At 45.2% G+C, this 17485-nt stretch carries 22 protein-coding genes; 14 read left to right on the plus strand and 8 right to left on the minus strand.

The features are described from left to right. Nucleotides 1–25 precede the first annotated feature (25 nt). Complete coding sequence (locus tag ABLU88_RS14005; RefSeq protein ID WP_348836780.1) at nt 26–736, minus strand: RES family NAD+ phosphorylase; 711 nt, start codon at nt 734–736, stop codon at nt 26–28. 270 nt (nt 737–1006) lie between these two features. Here ABLU88_RS14005 and ABLU88_RS14010 point away from each other — a divergent pair, with 270 nt between their 5' ends. The 6 genes from ABLU88_RS14010 to ABLU88_RS14035 all read left to right on the plus strand — a co-directional run bounded on the left by ABLU88_RS14010 (nt 1007) and on the right by ABLU88_RS14035 (nt 4253). Further along, nucleotides 1007–1432, plus strand: a complete 426-nt coding sequence (locus ABLU88_RS14010) for a hypothetical protein (protein WP_348836781.1) — start codon at nt 1007–1009, stop codon at nt 1430–1432. Between the two features lie 60 nt (nt 1433–1492). Continuing rightward, nucleotides 1493–1696 (plus strand): hypothetical protein, encoded by a 204-nt coding sequence (locus ABLU88_RS14015; protein ID WP_080916893.1) that lies wholly within the window; start codon nt 1493–1495, stop codon nt 1694–1696. 8 nt (nt 1697–1704) lie between these two features. Beyond that, nucleotides 1705–1965: a hypothetical protein gene (locus ABLU88_RS14020; RefSeq protein ID WP_032719499.1), complete on the plus strand. Its 261-nt coding sequence runs from the start codon at nt 1705–1707 to the stop codon at nt 1963–1965. 32 nt (nt 1966–1997) lie between these two features. Then, nucleotides 1998–2444: a hypothetical protein gene (locus ABLU88_RS14025; protein ID WP_348836782.1), complete on the plus strand. Its 447-nt coding sequence runs from the start codon at nt 1998–2000 to the stop codon at nt 2442–2444. Beyond that, nucleotides 2437–2766: a hypothetical protein gene (locus ABLU88_RS14030; protein WP_232692304.1), complete on the plus strand. Its 330-nt coding sequence runs from the start codon at nt 2437–2439 to the stop codon at nt 2764–2766. The genes ABLU88_RS14025 and ABLU88_RS14030 overlap by 8 nt, the downstream gene beginning before the upstream one ends. 71 nt (nt 2767–2837) lie before the next feature. Then, entirely contained in the window at nt 2838–4253 is a 1416-nt protein-coding gene (locus ABLU88_RS14035; RefSeq protein WP_348836784.1) for a DNA cytosine methyltransferase, read from the plus strand. A gap of 88 nt (nt 4254–4341) precedes the next feature. On the opposite strand, the gene ABLU88_RS14040 is transcribed toward ABLU88_RS14035, so the two are convergent. Then, nucleotides 4342–5544: a type II restriction endonuclease gene (locus ABLU88_RS14040; RefSeq protein ID WP_348836786.1), complete on the minus strand. Its 1203-nt coding sequence runs from the start codon at nt 5542–5544 to the stop codon at nt 4342–4344. 577 nt (nt 5545–6121) lie between these two features. Between ABLU88_RS14040 and ABLU88_RS14045 the strand changes: the two genes are divergently transcribed. Further along, on the plus strand, nt 6122–6370 hold the full coding sequence (locus tag ABLU88_RS14045; RefSeq protein WP_348836788.1) for a hypothetical protein: 249 nt from the start codon (nt 6122–6124) through the stop codon (nt 6368–6370). Nucleotides 6371–6397: 27 nt separating this feature from the next. After that, complete coding sequence (locus ABLU88_RS14050; protein ID WP_348836789.1) at nt 6398–6715, plus strand: DUF3846 domain-containing protein; 318 nt, start codon at nt 6398–6400, stop codon at nt 6713–6715. Nucleotides 6716–6843: 128 nt separating this feature from the next. Here ABLU88_RS14050 and ABLU88_RS14055 read toward each other — a convergent pair whose 3' ends face one another. The 6 genes from ABLU88_RS14055 to yfaE form a co-directional block, all read right to left on the minus strand. Further along, a complete protein-coding gene (locus tag ABLU88_RS14055) occupies nt 6844–7122 on the minus strand; it encodes a hypothetical protein (RefSeq protein WP_348836791.1) in 279 nt (92 codons plus the stop codon). Nucleotides 7123–7665: 543 nt separating this feature from the next. Then, nucleotides 7666–7974: a hypothetical protein gene (locus ABLU88_RS14060; RefSeq protein ID WP_348836793.1), complete on the minus strand. Its 309-nt coding sequence runs from the start codon at nt 7972–7974 to the stop codon at nt 7666–7668. A gap of 294 nt (nt 7975–8268) precedes the next feature. Next, on the minus strand, nt 8269–8703 hold the full coding sequence (locus ABLU88_RS14065; RefSeq protein ID WP_348836794.1) for a hypothetical protein: 435 nt from the start codon (nt 8701–8703) through the stop codon (nt 8269–8271). A 207-nt stretch (nt 8704–8910) separates the two neighbouring features. Further along, a complete protein-coding gene (locus ABLU88_RS14070) occupies nt 8911–9531 on the minus strand; it encodes an Eac protein (protein WP_348836795.1) in 621 nt (206 codons plus the stop codon). A 61-nt stretch (nt 9532–9592) separates the two neighbouring features. Further along, a complete protein-coding gene (locus ABLU88_RS14075) occupies nt 9593–9811 on the minus strand; it encodes a hypothetical protein (RefSeq protein ID WP_108915004.1) in 219 nt (72 codons plus the stop codon). A gap of 35 nt (nt 9812–9846) precedes the next feature. Continuing rightward, nucleotides 9847–10119 carry a class I ribonucleotide reductase maintenance protein YfaE gene (gene yfaE, locus ABLU88_RS14080; RefSeq protein WP_116987703.1) on the minus strand — a complete coding sequence of 91 codons (273 nt, stop codon included), beginning with the start codon at nt 10117–10119 and terminating at the stop codon, nt 9847–9849. A 282-nt stretch (nt 10120–10401) separates the two neighbouring features. Between yfaE and ABLU88_RS14085 the strand changes: the two genes are divergently transcribed. From ABLU88_RS14085 to ABLU88_RS14110, 6 genes are all read left to right on the plus strand, one after another. After that, the gene (locus ABLU88_RS14085; RefSeq protein ID WP_072046120.1) at nt 10402–10713 is read left to right on the plus strand and encodes a type II toxin-antitoxin system RelE/ParE family toxin; all 312 of its coding nucleotides are present in this window, start codon (nt 10402–10404) and stop codon (nt 10711–10713) included. Nucleotides 10714–10724: 11 nt separating this feature from the next. Next, complete coding sequence (locus ABLU88_RS14090) at nt 10725–11042, plus strand: hypothetical protein (RefSeq protein WP_348836797.1); 318 nt, start codon at nt 10725–10727, stop codon at nt 11040–11042. 29 nt (nt 11043–11071) lie between these two features. Further along, entirely contained in the window at nt 11072–11446 is a 375-nt protein-coding gene (locus ABLU88_RS14095) for a hypothetical protein (RefSeq protein ID WP_348836798.1), read from the plus strand. Nucleotides 11447–11589: 143 nt separating this feature from the next. Further along, on the plus strand, nt 11590–12348 hold the full coding sequence (locus ABLU88_RS14100; protein ID WP_348836800.1) for a hypothetical protein: 759 nt from the start codon (nt 11590–11592) through the stop codon (nt 12346–12348). 349 nt (nt 12349–12697) lie between these two features. Continuing rightward, nucleotides 12698–13942, plus strand: a complete 1245-nt coding sequence (locus ABLU88_RS14105) for a DNA methyltransferase (protein WP_348836801.1) — start codon at nt 12698–12700, stop codon at nt 13940–13942. A gap of 68 nt (nt 13943–14010) precedes the next feature. Next, entirely contained in the window at nt 14011–17391 is a 3381-nt protein-coding gene (locus tag ABLU88_RS14110; RefSeq protein ID WP_348836802.1) for a hypothetical protein, read from the plus strand. The last annotated feature ends 94 nt before the right edge of the window (nt 17392–17485 follow it).

Below are 17485 nucleotides of genomic sequence, written 5' to 3' on the forward strand. Positions count from 1 at the left end.
AGGGGCATACCGCGCCCCTTTTTAATTACTTCGGTTCGGGCATAATTCTGAAGTTTAGTAATTCCTCAAACATCTCTTCGCCGGTCATGAACGTGCCATGCCAACCTACAGGAAAAATCCCTGTATCTGTCTCCCTGAAAGATGCATAAGGTACCATCCCCCCGGGAGTATCAGTGAAAGCTGGTGGCTTACCAGGCATTTCCCAGAAAGCATAACAACGCTTGTAGCGATAGTGCCTTCCAGAATAAGAGAGCCCATCAAAATCACTTCCAAAATGCGTATGCAAATACGACATAAGCCATTGTGTGAAGGTATAGTTTTCGTTTTCAACGCTGTCAGGTGGAATGTGAAGCAGCTGGCATAAACCAACAATATCGATCACTTTTACCGTTCTGTTGACATCTATCGAGCACATATAATGCTGATGTAAGACTTTCTCTGGGTAATTAACAGGACCACCCAAATGAAGTAAACGTCCGTATGCTTCCGCCGCTGCCGTTAATGATGAGTCTGCAGCGTACCACACGGCAATCGAACCACCGGGTGGGTTGTAGCGTCCACAATCTTCAAATAACACTGGCGCACTGAACTGTACTGCACTTGCATAACGCTTCTTCTGGTGACGCTTCAAAACAGCCGAAGCCGGATTGATTGTCACTGTCGGAATACGTCCTACCTTTTGTAACGCTACAATTCCCTGCGTCACTTTATCTTCTTCAAAAATCCATTTATCCATAAAACACCTCCTTACAACAGATTAGGCCATAGGCTTTCTCCATTCTCATTTATAAAATGTCCCTGAAGTATCGTCATTCAAGGACGAATAAGACCTGCGGTCTCGCTTATATTATATCCCAAAAAAACCATATGTTTCATATAAATATGGTTTATCTTCCAGAAAAATTTAGAGTATAAATAGTAGCTTGCATTGTACCTAATTTAAGGTACAATCAATATTGAAAGGGAAGGCTACGGAGCCGCCCATTAACTGCCTAAGGAGGCGTTCATGTCAACTATCCCTCAATTAGCTGAGCTTGGTTTTTCCTCAGATGTTGTTCCTGTGATCAATACCCCTGCGCCCAATATGACTCGCGGATTTGAGCGCTTTCAAATCAGCTATAACAGTTCATCTGCCGGGTATGGCTGCGATACAACCGCTCTGGTTCTGGATGGCCGTGTCTTTTTCGTACTGAACGGGGACCATGCCTGTGATATGAGCAAAGCTGCCGTAGCACGCGGTATCGATGGTTGCATTGACGTCTTCATAGACCGTATCGAGTCGGCTAGTCGACACAGCGAGCATAAAATGGCGATTGGTCTGACAAACGATGAGTTCGGATTGATGCCGACCGCGCTCGCGGTCATCGGAGAAGAGAACATCCTCCGTCTTCTATCTGCAGTGACAGGAAACGCTCAGGACTTTTCAGCGTAAGGAATGAATCAGGATTAACCATTCTCAGCCCCTTACTGACCCCTAACTAATGAGGCTTGTATGAAAATTGAAGATTTAACAGGTGACGACCGTACACTGGTTGTAGTGGCTCTCCAGGCACTTTTCCGGGAGCGAACTAACTCATATCATGCAGCCTGCACCGCCTGCCAGCTTGCAGGCGAGAAACCACCAGCTGAGAATCTTTTTGGCGTGGAGGAAAGTATTTCGGCAATTCGCCGGATGGGAGCTCTCCCGCAGAGATGAAACCTGATATGAAATCAACCAATGAGAACGACAACAGACGCGGATTGCTCATCAGTGCAGGTCAGTTACTGTTTGGTGAGCGCTGGCAAACAGAACTCGCCAGAGCCCTTGGACTGACGGACGGCAGACGCATCCGTCAGTGGCTTTCTGGTGACAGACCAATACCAGTCGGTATATGGGATGACCTGCGTGAGCTCCTGAAGGACAGAAGCTCCAAAATGGAGCTGATAGTTAAACAGATTCAAGCCAGTAAGAAAGATAAAATGTAGGTACCTGGAGCTGACCATTAACAGGAGGCATAATGACGCAACAATTTTCTCCTCCGCATGAGGTGGTGGAAATGTCTAGGCGTATTTTTGAAAATTTAATCTCCAGTACACTCAATACATCTGATACCACAGGAACCTGTATGTATGGTTCGATTCTGGTTTCCATGCTACTGGAGAAATTTTCAGGGGTTAGGACACGTATCGCCGGTGGGGATGGTGTTGGTGATGGTGGAATACTTACTGCCGCCGGTATGAAGGGGCATTATTGGGTTGTAGCCAACGTACATGGAATGTTTTTTGTTGTCGATATCACGGCAGATCAGTTTGGCATGGACAAAATCGTATACAAAGGGCTTAAGGATGCTCCAGAGTATATTGAAGGCCACCAAATCACCATTGATGAGCATGTTCATGAGACCCTTCACCAGATCATAGAAGAACAGCATCAGCAGAAAGAGGAGGGGAATTTTTATGGATAAACGTTACGAGTTGGCTGACAAGCACGGGATGTCCCATGAATTCATCGACTGGTTTTTCGATAAAAAGAAAGATGGTTATGGAGACCTGTGGTTTGTCATGATGTCGGCAATGTGGGAGGGCTATAAAGCCCGGGACACCCATTCGAGAAAAGCATTTGCGTACCACCAAGAGCAAGAAATTTTTGAAGCATGGTGGGAACAGAACAACGAAGGGGGGCCTCTCTCTGGTTGGGCGAATCTCCGCACTAAAGATGGGTATAATGACGAAGACATTGATAAACAATGGGAGGCCTGGCTGGGAAGAGCTCGTTATACTGGTTAAAACCACAGATATTATTTGCTCTGGGTTAAATGAGTGATAAACTGTCACGCAGATAACCTGTGGAGGCAATAATGTCTGAATTTGATTCCCTTGCGGAAGAGCTGGTGGAAGAGGCACGTAATGAAGAGGCCAGACAACAGCAAAGGGACCTGTCCCTGATAGGGAAAGTCCTTGAAATCTATGATCAGAAGTTTGTTGCCGAACTTCTGCGTAAGCTGGGAAATTCAGACTGGACCAGGGAGACCCTGAACCGCTGGATTAACGGGAAATGTGGGCCTCGTTCACTTACCGTAACTGAGGCATCGCTTCTTGAAAGACTGCTCCCGCAGCCGCCAGCTAACCATCCTAATTATGCTTTTCGGTTCATCGATCTCTTCGCCGGTATCGGCGGTATCCGTCATGGGTTTGAAGCCATTGGCGGCCAGTGTGTTTTCACAAGTGAGTGGAACAGCTATTCAGTCAAAACTTATAAAGCAAACTGGTATTGCGATCCCGAAGCGCATATCTTCAATTCTGACATCCGCGATGTGACCCTCAGTCATAAAGAAAATGTCAGTGAAGAAGACGCCTACACCCACATTGATAAATCGATACCCGATCATGATGTTCTGCTGGCGGGTTTCCCGTGTCAGCCATTTAGCCTTGCAGGTGTGAGCAAGAAAAACTCACTTGGCCGTAAACACGGTTTTGAATGTGATACACAGGGGACCCTATTCTTTGATGTGGCTCGTATCATCATGGCAAAAAAACCGGCCATCTTTGTACTCGAGAACGTCAAGAACCTCAAAAGCCATGATAAAGGGAAAACTTTCCGTGTCATTATGGATACCCTGAATGAGCTCGGTTACGACGTTGCTGATGCTGAAGCTACAGGTGCGGATGATCCAAAAGTTATAGATGGTAAGCATTTCATCCCTCAGCACCGGGAGCGTATTGTTCTGGTGGGCTTCAGACGTGACCTGAATTTAAGTCAGGGATTTAGCCTTGCTGACATTTCTTCGCTGTTTCCAGAAAGAAAAGTGCTGTTCAGAGAGCTCCTTGACAGTGATGTTGATGATAAATACACACTAACGCCAAAGCTGTGGGATTATCTCTATAAATACGCCAAAAAACACCAAGAGAAAGGTAATGGATTTGGTTTTGGCCTGGTTAAACCAGACGATGATAAAGCTATTTCCAGAACAATATCAGCAAGGTATCACAAAGATGGAAGTGAATCGCTCGTAGATCGTGGTTGGGATAGCGAACTCGGAGAAAAGAACTTTAACGACCCGGAGAACATGACTCGACGTCCTCGTCGTCTAACACCGCGTGAGTGTGCCCGGCTAATGGGATTTGAGCAGCCAGGGAAAGTAACTTTTCGAATCCCCGTATCCGATACTCAAGCTTACCGCCAGTTCGGAAATTCCGTCATCGTGCCGGTATTTGATGCAGTAGCGAAATTGCTGGAGTCACGGATCATCGAGGCTGTAAAGGCCAGGAAATAGTACACTAAAAGAGCCCCAAGGGGCTCTTCAAATATCTGTGCTGGTATCATCCCATTGCGCATACGACTCTCGCCAGATGTGGGGGATGTCACCAATAGAGTTTTTTTAGTTCATCGATAAACGCAGATAGTGACATTAGCTCACCCCTGATTTCCTCGGGAAAGGTCTTATGCAACCCTACCGGTACAACGAGCCGAATCCCCTCAGCTTGCATTTCCCTGAACTGTGCAACTGATACGCCCTGCTGTAGGGTGAACAGGTGTACAGTATCAATTCTGTCAGCCTCATTCAGTACCTGCCGCCAGCGGTCCTTACAGGTGGTTTTAACCCCCAACATGCGTAACCGTTCAGCTGGGTAATCAGGATCATGATAGGCAGCCCCGGAAGGAAAGATGAAATCGGGTTTTTTCTTACCTTCCGTGAAAGCCTGGGTTTCAAAGCTCGTTGCACCATGTTCTTTGAAAAGAGATTCAAGATGGAGCTCAAGACTTTTACCGGCACGAGACTTCCTCCGGTTACTCACTGAATTAGCAAGCGTAATAAAATCATTCACCGTGGCAAAGCCTTCGGCTATCTGACCCAGCACGTGCAGTTCCTCAACGGCAAGGAAAATTTCAAACTCAATTTTCCTCCTCCGTGTCAGTTGTGAGTCCGGATCGTCCGTTGTTCTATCGTAATGACATGCGGCAAAACTAATAATCTCCTTTCCTGAAGGGAAGTGGTGAGTCCATTCGGGGGGAAGCTTATACTTTGTTCTGCCAGGAGAGTTTTCTGTAACGAACCCTCCAATTATTTTGTCTCCAGGTCCAAATATTGTTGCTCCCGGGATAACTTCTCCAATTATTGGTTCAAGAATCTCTTCCTCGGTAAGGTCTTTGCACACCCAGACATCACAATAACTGGAAAAGGTTCCAGGCACGCGGTCGAAGGCAAGAAGTGCCAGAGCGCCGGTATTCTCCGGATTCTGGAGAGGATTTTGTTTGCCAAAACCCGTCAGACGGGTTTCATTACGGGTGCCCCCGAAAAATTTATTGTTGAAGTAAATGGCCCTTACATCATGAAGGTCAGGGCAATCAGGATGAGATGACACGTGAACAGAAAAAAGAGCTTCAGGATTTCTTAACTGAGTATCACGGAGGGAAGGAAACAGCTCATCAATGACGGCTCCCGGCATGTAAAGACCAGACTGGTGGGATTTCGTAGCACCGGTATCGTTCGCCGATAAGCGCTTAACGTATACCCAAACATTCGCAGAACACTTTGTTTGCAACCACTCCGCCAGAAGGCTCATTTAAACCACTCCACCATAAACATTCGCTGTTTATGAACGATGTTACGGATCCTGTGGGTAGAATCAAGGCAAAAGAGAGTGAGCGGGGCTACGGGGATAAAAGGTGTAACTGTGAAATCATCCGTATGTTCAGGAGGTTATGCAAAAAATAAGAAAACACCATCAATGAACAATTTATTAAACTACTAAGTTATCTGAATTAGATTTTTATCACCAGCTTCAAATTATATTCATATTGGCAGTTACATTTAAATATGAAAACTAAAATTACAAAAGAACACAGTGTGATTTCATCTTTATAATTATTCACTGTTTATGAGATGAGTATTCCCTTCTGCATTCAAAGATGCCCGACTAAAAAATATAGGGGATTGACGAAGCGGCTTTAAATGCAAGAATAGATATGCACGTTGTTCTCAGTAATGAGAGACACGCAGGAAAGAGCATTAGGCTCGTTCTTAAAGGTCAACAACGTGTGTACAAATATTTTTTATTACAAACAAAATGCGGGATTTCATTGACTAAACATTTATATGTGGAAAAATAGATTCATCCCGTATCACTCAAAAGGTAACATATGATAATCCGTGACAAGATTACCGCAGAATTGAATTACCAGGCATCTGTAGAAGGAGAGACGGGTAATATAAAAATGTGTCGTATTATTCTGGAGTCTGTGAACAACATGGTTGTTTACAATACAATGGTAAAGGTAAAGAAAGCACCAGGCTCTGACTCTAAAACCGACGATGAGCAGTATTTCCATTATGTTAAGACCTGGGTGGTTCCGTTCATTGAAAAAATGCATGCAGTCAATGACAAATGAATGCTGCATTACTGAAAGGGAGAGCTCATGGCATTACTGATATCAGCAGATGATCGCATAATCAGGCTATCCCCTCTGGACCTGGAAGGTAGCCGTGATAATGGCGGTGCATTCTCGCTTGCAGATATGCAACAACTGGTCGGTGGTTACATTGAAGCTGTGAAGCTCAACCCTGTAATCGTTCATGAAAACATTCGATATTGCTGGTTGGTTATTAATGAAGAAGGAAAGCTTCTATCCTTACCAGTAAACAACAATGCAACTATTCTGGTGAAAAGTGTTATCGGCCCTGACGACTATATAGTCGGAAATGCGTTGATGCTCGAAGAAACCGAATTTGAATAGCGTAACACTATTGCTTTGAATGTTTTTTAATGAAGTTTTTGTTTTTACTTTAGCCTGTCAATGACAGGCTTTTTTTATAAAAATCCTGGTGTTAGGATTTAAGCTAAGTACAACCAGAAAGAAGAAAGTTACTTTCTTTTTGACATTTCTAAGGAAATATTTAGAGCTAATATATCAGGTTTAACATTAACCAGCTGCAATAAACATTCTCTATGGCCATATGTGCTACCTCCGGATTTATCGATATAGACCTCACCATTAGCGTTCTTTCTTTCCCTTCCGTAATGTGCTGCGTATGCTTCTGGCATATTTATTGAGCAAATTTCGCAAGGCCCCAGGTAGTCACTACCCCGGCCCGTTGCTCTAATGACTTTAACCATCCGACCTGTCGGTTCATTTGAAATCATTAACCCCCCCCTTATATCTAATTGAAATATTGGATTCGATACTACCCTCTAAAATAGTTAAAAATTAGTAAGCCAAACATACCAAATACACAAAAATAGAACGTAGTAACAATGATTCTGGCAGACAAAGTTGGTGTCATCCTTGCATTGAATGCACAGATGAAAAGCGCAATGGTTGCAACAGTTTTTATAATGTAGCCTGGATATTGTTTCGGTCATTAATCAGATCAGTAAAGTGGTTCAAACCCCGTAAATCGCTAGACTCAAATTTATCATTGGCTGGTTCATCAATACTGCTGGCAAAGCTAACAGGGCTCATGAATGCAGTCAGAAGAATGACTGGCAGGGATGACCGAAAGAAGTTTGAAAATATCGAGGATTGCATAAAAATAACCTGAGTCGTAGATAAAGTGGTCTATCTATCGTACAGGCCAGTTAAGTTACTTTTCTGACTTAAATGCTCATAAGCAAGGTTTAAACATTTTTTTTTGCAAACGGATAACTAGAGGTATGCCCCTGGGACATTGAGGGGCACAAATCTGCTCAGCATCCCATCATCCGTTCCATTTTTTCCATTTGGCTCAGCTCATCGAGTTCACGCTGTTCACGCCGTCTTTCCACAAATGCTCTTTTTTCGCCGAAAGACATCTCGCGGATATTTGGAACTTTCACTTTCCCGCTGCCTTTACAGGTAGTGCAAAGGACATCATAGGCACCGTTAACGATCCTTTGCCGTTCCTCTGGCTCCATATCGTAAAGTTCAGAGTTGGTAAAACCATCTGAAAATGCAGGGTGGTCCATGCTACCGTGGCCATCACAGTGATGACAAATTGCCCAATAAAAGTTGCCCATAATGCCTTCCTCAATCTGCTGTTACACCACTCATCGTATGGTTTTAGCGGTTTATCGGTGGTTACATCATTACACTTACAATTATATGCCGTAGGAGGAACATATTTTGCAAACACATCTATGTGGTGGTTCATGTTTTTCAAAGCACGTCAATGTATGCAGTCTGAGCGGAGGAATACGGCGAAATATGATATGACCGCAGCTAAGCCGTAAGACCCAGATCCTTCCTCCTCTTTCTCCAGTTGTGATGTCAATGTGTACAACATCCCTCCAGACCTTTTTCATTTTGATTTCTTATCCAGGCTCTTTGCTGTTTTTATCAAAGGGCGGATCAATTACCACATCCGCAGCTTTGTCCCACTCACTTGGGGCCAGTGCTCCCGTCAGGGACGCAATCCTCATACCTATTGTAGGTCTGCCCGCTTTCATGAGATACGCCGCTGCACCTGCACACATAGCATCTTTCGTTGAAGGGGTGTACAAGCCATCTTCAAATTGCCCGCCAGCAATAGAATGTACAATTTTATGGCAGTAAAAGGTTGTGTGATCATCTTTTACCAGGGTATCGATAATGGACGATAGACGACCAGGGCTCAGATGGATGGCCCCTTCTTTCCTGAAAGGGCAGTTAGCACAGGGCATCTTTAACCGAAACATATCTTTGATGCGGAAATGTCCCCCAGCACCCAAGGTTGTTGGTTCGATACTGCCTGTTTTATCTTTTTGCATACTTGCACCAACCGTGATAAACGAAAATTGCTTGTGATTGCAGTCAGCGATCTGAGCACCGTGCCTACTTTCACTCTTCTGAAATCGCTTTGCTGGCAGCAACTTTTTTGTATTCAGCTAAAACATGATAATCAGCACACCTAAAGTCATCACTCAGTATTACTGTGTAACGCTTCATTTTTGCTCTTCAGGTCAGAGATCTGCAACCTAAACAAGATGGGGGTGTGTTATATCGTAAAACTGTCCATAAGTCAGTTTCTTGAAGTTTGGGGGTATGATAACTGGTTTATTATACCCATCATTCCTGTTAGGTATGGCGAAAGCTAATGCATCCTGCCTTCCAGAGATTGTTCCACCGTAAGTTGTCAGGATAGCTGTAGCGAAAGGGCGATTGGTCGCTGGTCCACCATGGGCGCTGTGCATGATGCCAAAATGATTAATTATGTATGAAGACCAGCATGGGAAAGGACCGAGTTTGTCATTAACATTTTTAATAATTTCATCGAGTTTCTTGTTGAATGCCCGCCCATCCGATGTATTTCCTTTCCCCCGGGCTACAATCACCGGCACCTTATCCATATAGCTTCGTCTTTTGATCGTGATTTCGCAGGGGAAATTGTGATCTGCTTTCCAGACGAATGACTGTAGTTTATCCCCCTTATCACCAAAACTCTGGGAGTCGACCCAGCCAACGGCTTCAACGAGTGTCATGGCCTCTGAAATTAATTCAGACCGCTTCTGTGAAATCGGCTCGAAGGACTCAATTAGAGCCTGAACCTCTGGACCTTCCACAATATAGTAATCATAAAACTTCACATGGTCGGACATTGTGTATTCCTTTTAATAAAGTTGGTTTGGTTGCCATCAAAGAAAGTTACTTTTCGTGAATCTAGAGGCCTAGTACCTCTTTCATTTGCTTTTGCGTTCTGATGGCTTTTGCCAGCGTTAGATCAACATCTCCCCGGTATCCCGTACCATCAGGCAAAATAACCAGACGCACCATTTTTCTGTTAGGTTTACAAATCTCTATCCTGTCTCCATTGCGAAATACAGAATATCCTTTTTTACTTGCCTCAGAGACTAATTTTTCAATGCCTTTACTTGCCATAAGTTCGCCTTACTCGGATTGATTCAGTATTAAAATTAAATATCCAGTACCAGGGGGCCACAAGGTCGACAACAGCAAGGCAAAATTTCATCCTGTCCAACATAAGCCAGTGGGTCATTATCATACTTCACTTCACCCGATTTTTTCTTGAGTCGACATGCACCGCAATAACCAGAGCGGCATTGTGATTCCACCTGGATGCCTGCTGATTCCAGCTGTTCCAAGATAGTAGTAACGGCATCTTCGCCAGTTATAACTGTCTCATTCTGTTCGGTAAAAACAATCTGACAATTAAAGTTACCTGACATAACGCCCCCTCCTGATATTTAATTCATTATATCACTTCCAGATGCCACCATAACCCCCTAATTATTTGGCAACAGAAAATAACCCACTTAGTTAATTCTCTTCATCATAAACAGCCAGAAATAACCACTGTGAGTTTTTCACAAAAAAACCGATGTTATAAACATCTTTCCAAAAACTGCGAATGTTTATAAAATATTACCCACCTTATTTCTTCTAAATTTAAAATGACCCCTTGTCGTAGCGTTTTAATATGCAATCATATTCATAACAAAGGAGGGGATATGATTCATTCATTTGAAGAAAAAAATCTTGAGCAGTTATTTACGAGCGGGAAATCGCAGTCAGGGCTTCCTACGGATATTACTAACAGTCTTAAAAGAGCCCTTAATGAGTTACACGCTGCGGGAAGCGAAGCCGACCTGATCCGTCTCAAAAGCCGTAACTATGAAAAAATCCACCATACACGTTTACGCGAACGTGAAAGGGCGGGCGATATGTCCTCTATCCGCGTGTCTTCAAAATACCGCCTGCTGTTTACGTGGGCCAATGGTGGCGCTAATCGGGTCAAACTTACCGCTCATGCCCATGCTTAAGGAAGAGTTAAATGCACCATGTAGCTGATCGTCCTGAGGAAGAAATCCGGGCTATCGAGTTGTATACATTGTTGGGCCGGGAAGGCGTGCAGGTACGTCTGAATAATATCTCTGTTAAGGCAACATCTCGTTGGGAGCAGGCAATACCTTTGCCTCCTGATTATACGGGGACACCCATTGATTTTCTGACGGATGCTGAACGCGAAGAAAGGCATCTTCTGTTAATCGGACAGATGCTCTGCATTGATGAGCAAGCAGAGGCCCGCGATCGTATAAAACAGCGTTTAGCCAGTCGTAGGAAGGGTAGCAGCCAGCAGAATGCTGACTGAACCAATCAAAGCAAATCTATGGGACGACAATGTTAGAGAATATTTACTACCTTGCCCTTTTTCTGATTGCGATTTGCATTATTCGCGGTTTCGTTTTCGCATGGAGCAGACGCAGTCCATTGGCCCTGACGTTGACCATCAGTGCCCTGGTGATTTGTCTGGCTTTCCATACTCTGGATAACTCCGTAGCAACAGGTATGGATGAGATATTTTCCGGTACAAGGGACTTTACACAGTGTGACTTCATTGACCAGCAATCAGCTGAAATCAGCGGTCTTGGCTATCCGGTCGTTGTCCTAATGTGCGATGACGGTCAACAGGTTGTTAATGCTGACGTTTACTCACAACAGCTGATGCAGAATCAGGATTGCAACCCACCCAGGGAGGTGTCAAGTTGTCATTAACTGCCAGAAAAGTTACTTTCAAAAAAATAATTATCCGCTGCGGCATTAGCAGCTGTTATGCGAGAAAACAAACTTTTAAACCTGATAACCTCACTGAATCTAATGCAGTGAACAAAACACATTATTAATCATAGGCAAAATAAATGACTTTCAACGACGATCAGAAGAATGCCAGCGACAAACATGCGGATGTTCCTGTTCAATCAGGACAGAGCGAGCAAAACACAATTAGGATTCTTAAACCAGGATCAAATAACGACCTGGTTGACCAACTTCGTGGTGGGCCTCTGGACAAAACATCCGTTGACTATGAATACCACTCACCGGATCCTACTGAAGTTGCCCAACGTCTTGCTTTAATTGTTTATTTGAGTGCCGGGGAAGAAAAAATGGTGCCTTTTAAACCTGTTAATTTGCTTCAAATTATGTCATCTCACAAGATGGAAACAGATGATGTTGCGCTAATCGCCGGTACCGATTCTTTTGCAGTGGAGTCCTGGTTCAAGGAAGGGGTCGCCAGTGAGACAGCCCTTCACAACATCGCATGTGCAGTCGGGGTATCGACGGAATGGATTCGGGGCTTTGTCTCCGGTGAGGATGAAACGCTTAAGGCAAACAGTGAAGGCCTGACGAAAGAGTTGCAGAATCTTCCCCCTGAAGAAATCTCCGTTCTGGCAAAAAGCTTCAGTTTGCGTTTGAAACAAATCAGCGAGCTCGATAACACGCAGCAGTGCCCGGCCGGGTCGATCGTCTCTCTTAATGGGGTTTACAATAATGATACCGAAGAGCTCCTTGCTACTTATCGGCTACTGCCTGAAACAGAAAGACAAAATCTATATCGTGTGGTTTGCTTGAGACACAAAGAACTAGCACGACTTTACGAACAATATATTAAAGATTAATAATCGATTTAATAATGCAGACTGGCAGCCGAACTGGACATTTGCGATAGCAGGTGTCCATTTTTTTATATACACCTGCTAGTTTTCAAGGAAATTCACAATCAGTAATAAACACTGGAGCATCACAAGTTATTTTCAATGAAAATACACCCCATTAGTCAGAGCACTCGATATTGCAATCAAAAGAAAATGATTTTACTGTGATTTGAATGTAAATCATCCACAAATATTGGGTGCTTATAAATTATACATTTCCTTTTCGTATTACTTTTGATTCTGATGAAAATCGCCCCTGGCATTCAAGCTTAAATATGAGATAATGATTTTACGAATTTCACAGGGGTATGTTATGTCTCTTCTGAATCTGGATTTAATTGAAGCCATTTACTCTGATGCCGAGCGTGAACTCACCAATGATGAGTTGTATAGGGAGGTACGGTCTCGCCTTTCAATTTCAGATAATGATTTCAATAAAAAAGAAAAATTCGGTTTGGCCGGTGTGAAGCATAACAAAATTAAACACCGTATACGTTGGTTCCAGCAGACGTTAAAAGCTATGAACGTCATTGAGCGTATAAGCTCTGGCCGTTCTCTATGGCGTCACTGTCGGAAAAACAAGTCAGGGCTTTCCGAAGTCAGGGAAGGGGCTTGTTTAGTGGCATTCAGTACAGATCTCGGCGTTGCGATTTTAGGAAATTCGACAATGGTGTTACCGGGCAATACCGAGCCGGTTCATCTCTGCCTGACTTCACCACCTTATCCGCTCAGAAAGCAGCGGGATTATGCAGCAGCCTTCAAAAACGACAGTGACTATATTGATTTCATCGTAGAAGCCATTCGGCCAATTGCCCGCCAACTGGTTGACGGTGGTTCTGTCGTGCTGAATATCGGACAGGATATTTTTAATCCGGGCCGGCCTTCACGTTCACTCTACCCTGAGCGCCTGTTACTGGCCTTGTGCGAAAAGCTTGACCTCTTTCTGATGGACCGGGTGCCATGGGTTAATATGAGCAAACCACCTTCTCCGACATATTGGGCCTGCCGCAAGAAAATTCACCTGCTGGCCGGGCATGAAATGATTTTCTGGCTGACCAATAATCCTGATGCTGTCCGCTCCTGTAACCAGCGTGTTTTGCAGCCCCACACCGAGAGTCATAGCGCGTTAATTGCCAGAGGCGGAGAGATGCGTACGACCATTTACGGTGACGGAGCTCATGGCGTGAAACCAGGCGCCTTTGCACACCACACTAACGGGGCTATTCCCAAAAATGTGATGATCAGAGGTCATGCATGTGCTGACACTCGCCGGTTTCATCAGGAGGCCAAACGCCTGGGGCTTCCGGCACACGGGGCGATGTTCCCTACGGCCATCCCCGATTTCTTCATACGGTTCCTGACGGAGGAAAACGAGCTGGTTGTTGATCCTTTCGCCGGTTCTCTCAAGACAGGTCTGGCCGCCGAGCGGCTCAACCGCAGATGGATGTGTTTTGATAGTATTCTGGAATGGTTACGAATTTCAGCCACCGGCTTTTTTTCTGACTTTCCGGGATTTGAGATGAACCCGATTATTGATAACGGGGAGTTGTTTGCGTAAGCGTCCGTTACGAATAAACATTATTCACTCTGCCTTTTGCGGAGTGAACGATCACAGGAGATGGCGATATGCCTGACATTATCCCGCACCAGCAACAACCGGAACGACTTCATAAATTTCACTCCCTCAAGGGAGGGCAATACTGGCGTGCAAAAATCGCTATTCCTGAACAATATATTGAACAGGATGACGTGTTGCTGATTGAGTCGCTCCGCTGGGTCGATAATGCACTCCATACTGTGATCCTCCGCACTCATCCGTCAAAATTCGGCAAAGACTTTGTTTTCAAATTTACCGATGCTGCAGGCCGTAGCTGCAGCACCACGAAATCGTTTAAAGAGCATCGATTTTTGTTTAACGACTTTCTGGACAAATTTGAATTTGCAGATGATGGGCAGGATATCCGGAGCCAGGAACTGCTTGCCGCTCAAAACCGGGTTAGCCAGCTGACTCAGCAAATGACCGAAACCATGGCTGATCCTGATGCTCTGCGTACGGAACTCCTCGGCAGGGTTGAAGCAAAGAAAGCGAGAGCATCGACTCCAGGTGATGACAAAAAACAGCTGCCTATGGTTATGGGGCTGTCTTCATCAACTGAGATCGCGTCTCTTGGCACAGCTCTGTCATCAGGTATTGATGAAACAAAAATAGCACAGCTCCAGCAGGCTGTTGAGTTCAGACATGAAATCGCACAGGCGCAAATCGACTGGATTAAAGAAAAGAATTATGCGATTTCGAGAGCCGTCATGGCTATTACACCCTATCTGGAAGAGTCGGCCGCCGCCCAACTTGCCATTGCCGAAGAAAGTCGTGAAACGCTGAATAAACTGATGGACGGTATCAAGTCCCTTGACCTCTACATCGGGAAAGATGTTGTTGTTAACACCATCAAAGAGGGTGAATCAGCACCGTCACACATTCCCTTAACGTTCGTACAGCGCAAGCTGGCCGTAGACGAGGAAACGGCCGTTTTTCTCGATATTGGAGAATGGTTTGATTTTGAAAAGTTGCCACTTTTTTTCCACGCATTAAACAACCATCCAGGGCTGGTGGAGCAGATCTTCCCGTCACAGCGCTGCGTGGTTTGTATGACCACTACCCGGCGTTATATTGATTATCAGGACCGCTGGGCTAACTGGGAGCTTAATGCAAAAAACCAGACCGTTTTCCTGATGGTTCGGGACGGCGAACGGCTGTTCCAGGTGTATTCAGGAGTAGAGTCTCACCTTGGCGCTCATACGCTTTTCCCTACCACCGATGAACAGGGAAATATCTTTCGAGGCATTGACGGTTCGCAGGTTACGTTCAATGACGTGTCATACACCGACAAGCTTAAAGCACATGAGATGGTTGCTCTGCATTATTACCGGTTTCTTATCCTGTGCTGCGGGCTCGACCACCGGCTTAAGCTCTTTGGCGAGTTCTACGACCCTCAGGACCGCTTAAGTTTCGTCTCTATGGCGTTCCAGGAGCAGTATTGTCGATTCATTCACGATCATGATGGTACTGGTCTTCTGGACGATCCTGATGCGAAAGTGCGCCCCTCTATTGAGGAGTATATAACCCAGGCCAATAGCCATTTGCGCTCAGGTTCAAGGGTGTTCTGCGAGTGGAGAGCTGTTTGTACACCAAATACCGCGCCGGGCGTTGTGAAAGTCGATACTGGTACCAGTTACCGATCCTATTATTTTACCGCCGATTTCATCAATGATGAGGGAATGGCGGTGGCCTTTACCCGCAACAATGAGATTTGCGTGGAGGTTCCGGTCAAAAAAGATATCTACCGTCGCACTCGGGCTAATGATGTACGTGAATTTAATGCGAAAGTATCCCTCACGAATTTTCAGCGTGATCCGTGGGATGACGCCAGCAGCGTGGGATTCCTCTGTCTGGACGCTGTAAAAGCCGATGATCTTGATTATTACATCCACAGCCGCTCCAGTCGTAGGAATTTTATGTACTACATAAAGCTCTTCAAACGCCTTTCAGCTGTCCTGAGAACGGAAGAAGAGCAGGAGATGCCCTATCGGCAAAAGCTCATCAGAGCGCTGGTGGATGGCAATATAGGCACTAAAGCTAACCGTGCTGAAATCGTCGACAAGACAGTCATCACCTGGCGGGCGGACAAAAAAGGTCAGCCGCTTAGTGAAGGAATAGACAACGAGAAAAGCTGGAAAGCACTACTTGGCATGATGGACCTGATCGCCTGGCGCGGTTTGAGCCATAAAGAGGCTGCAGTGGAGATGGCTATCTCCCGGGGTAGCAAACCGTTACGTCTTATAGTCACGACAAATGCCAGACTGGCTCTGTATGTTACCCCTACAGCCGAGGAACGTGACGATCGCGCGGAAAAACATAAGTGGGCCATGCTGCTGACCTTTAAAATGTCAGCAAAAGGGCTGACTCTTGATTCCAGCAAACCTGCGTTGCTAAGCAAAAATAGTGTTTGCGAAACAACCATCTATGAATGGCCGGAGGCCAATGAGTGGAAAGGGTTGAAATCAGTGTTCTCCAGCTTTCACGAAAAGCAAAGAGCGTTTGAATATATTGAGACAGGCAAAGAGGACCTCCGAAAACTGTCTCCAGCTAACCCCTCAGAATTTGAGGCTGGGGTACGTGAATGGATGACGGCCTACTGCGAAATGAATGATTACCGCAAAACCGGGGGCCAGGTGCAGCAGCCGAGATTGATGATACCGGTAGGCATCCACATAAACCGGGGAGACTGGAAGTATATCTACGTCACTACAGAGAGTGAGGCCGCTGGGTATTTTTATCACAACTGCAGCGAACGCCTGAAAAAGGAACTTTTTCAGGAATATGTTTCACGCTTTGCTCACCCGGAAGGAAAGCTCGAACGGCTTGAAACTCGGAGGAACCAACTGGCATTGGTCATGACGAACAAAACTCCCGACATCGGCATGTTCTGTGCAGATCGCAATGTTGAAATGGATAGCGTGAATTATGGACCTTTATCTTACAGTGCCTACAGCCAGCTTCAGCGAATTGAAAACCGATTGATTTTTGTCCTAGCTGAAGCGGAACGCGGGTTACATCGCAGGATTTATATTGCCGATAACCTTAAAAGCGACAATGGTGAGTTTATCATAGATGAACTCCTTGGTTCCTCACATCTACAGGCACAGTCTCCCGTTGATGTTTTCGAAGTCATTCTACCTAAGTCGTTGTCAGAAGGCCCGCTGCCGGTAATGAAATCGAGTGGTGAAATCTACCGTATTCACCACTGGTTTGATATCTGTCCAAAAGGCGCTGAGGCTAATGTTTCATTGAGCAATATCGAGGCACCAGTAAGTAAGGTTACCAGACACAGTTTCGATAGCAGGGAGGCGGCAATCATGCATATCCTGATGCAGAATGAAACCGTTAAGAAAAGTGTCTCCGGAGACAGATTCAACACGCCAGAAGGCGTTGACGAAAGGTGGTATTAGTGGCGCTTTATGTATAGTTAGGAGACTATATGTACGATAAAGAACATTTCGAACGATTCTACAGTGAGTTCTCCGGGCAGACACTGGCATAGGT

Origin of the sequence: Klebsiella sp. GW_Kp182, from assembly GCF_040062275.1 — a bacterium.
Taxonomy (GTDB): Bacteria; Pseudomonadota; Gammaproteobacteria; order Enterobacterales; family Enterobacteriaceae; genus Klebsiella; species Klebsiella michiganensis.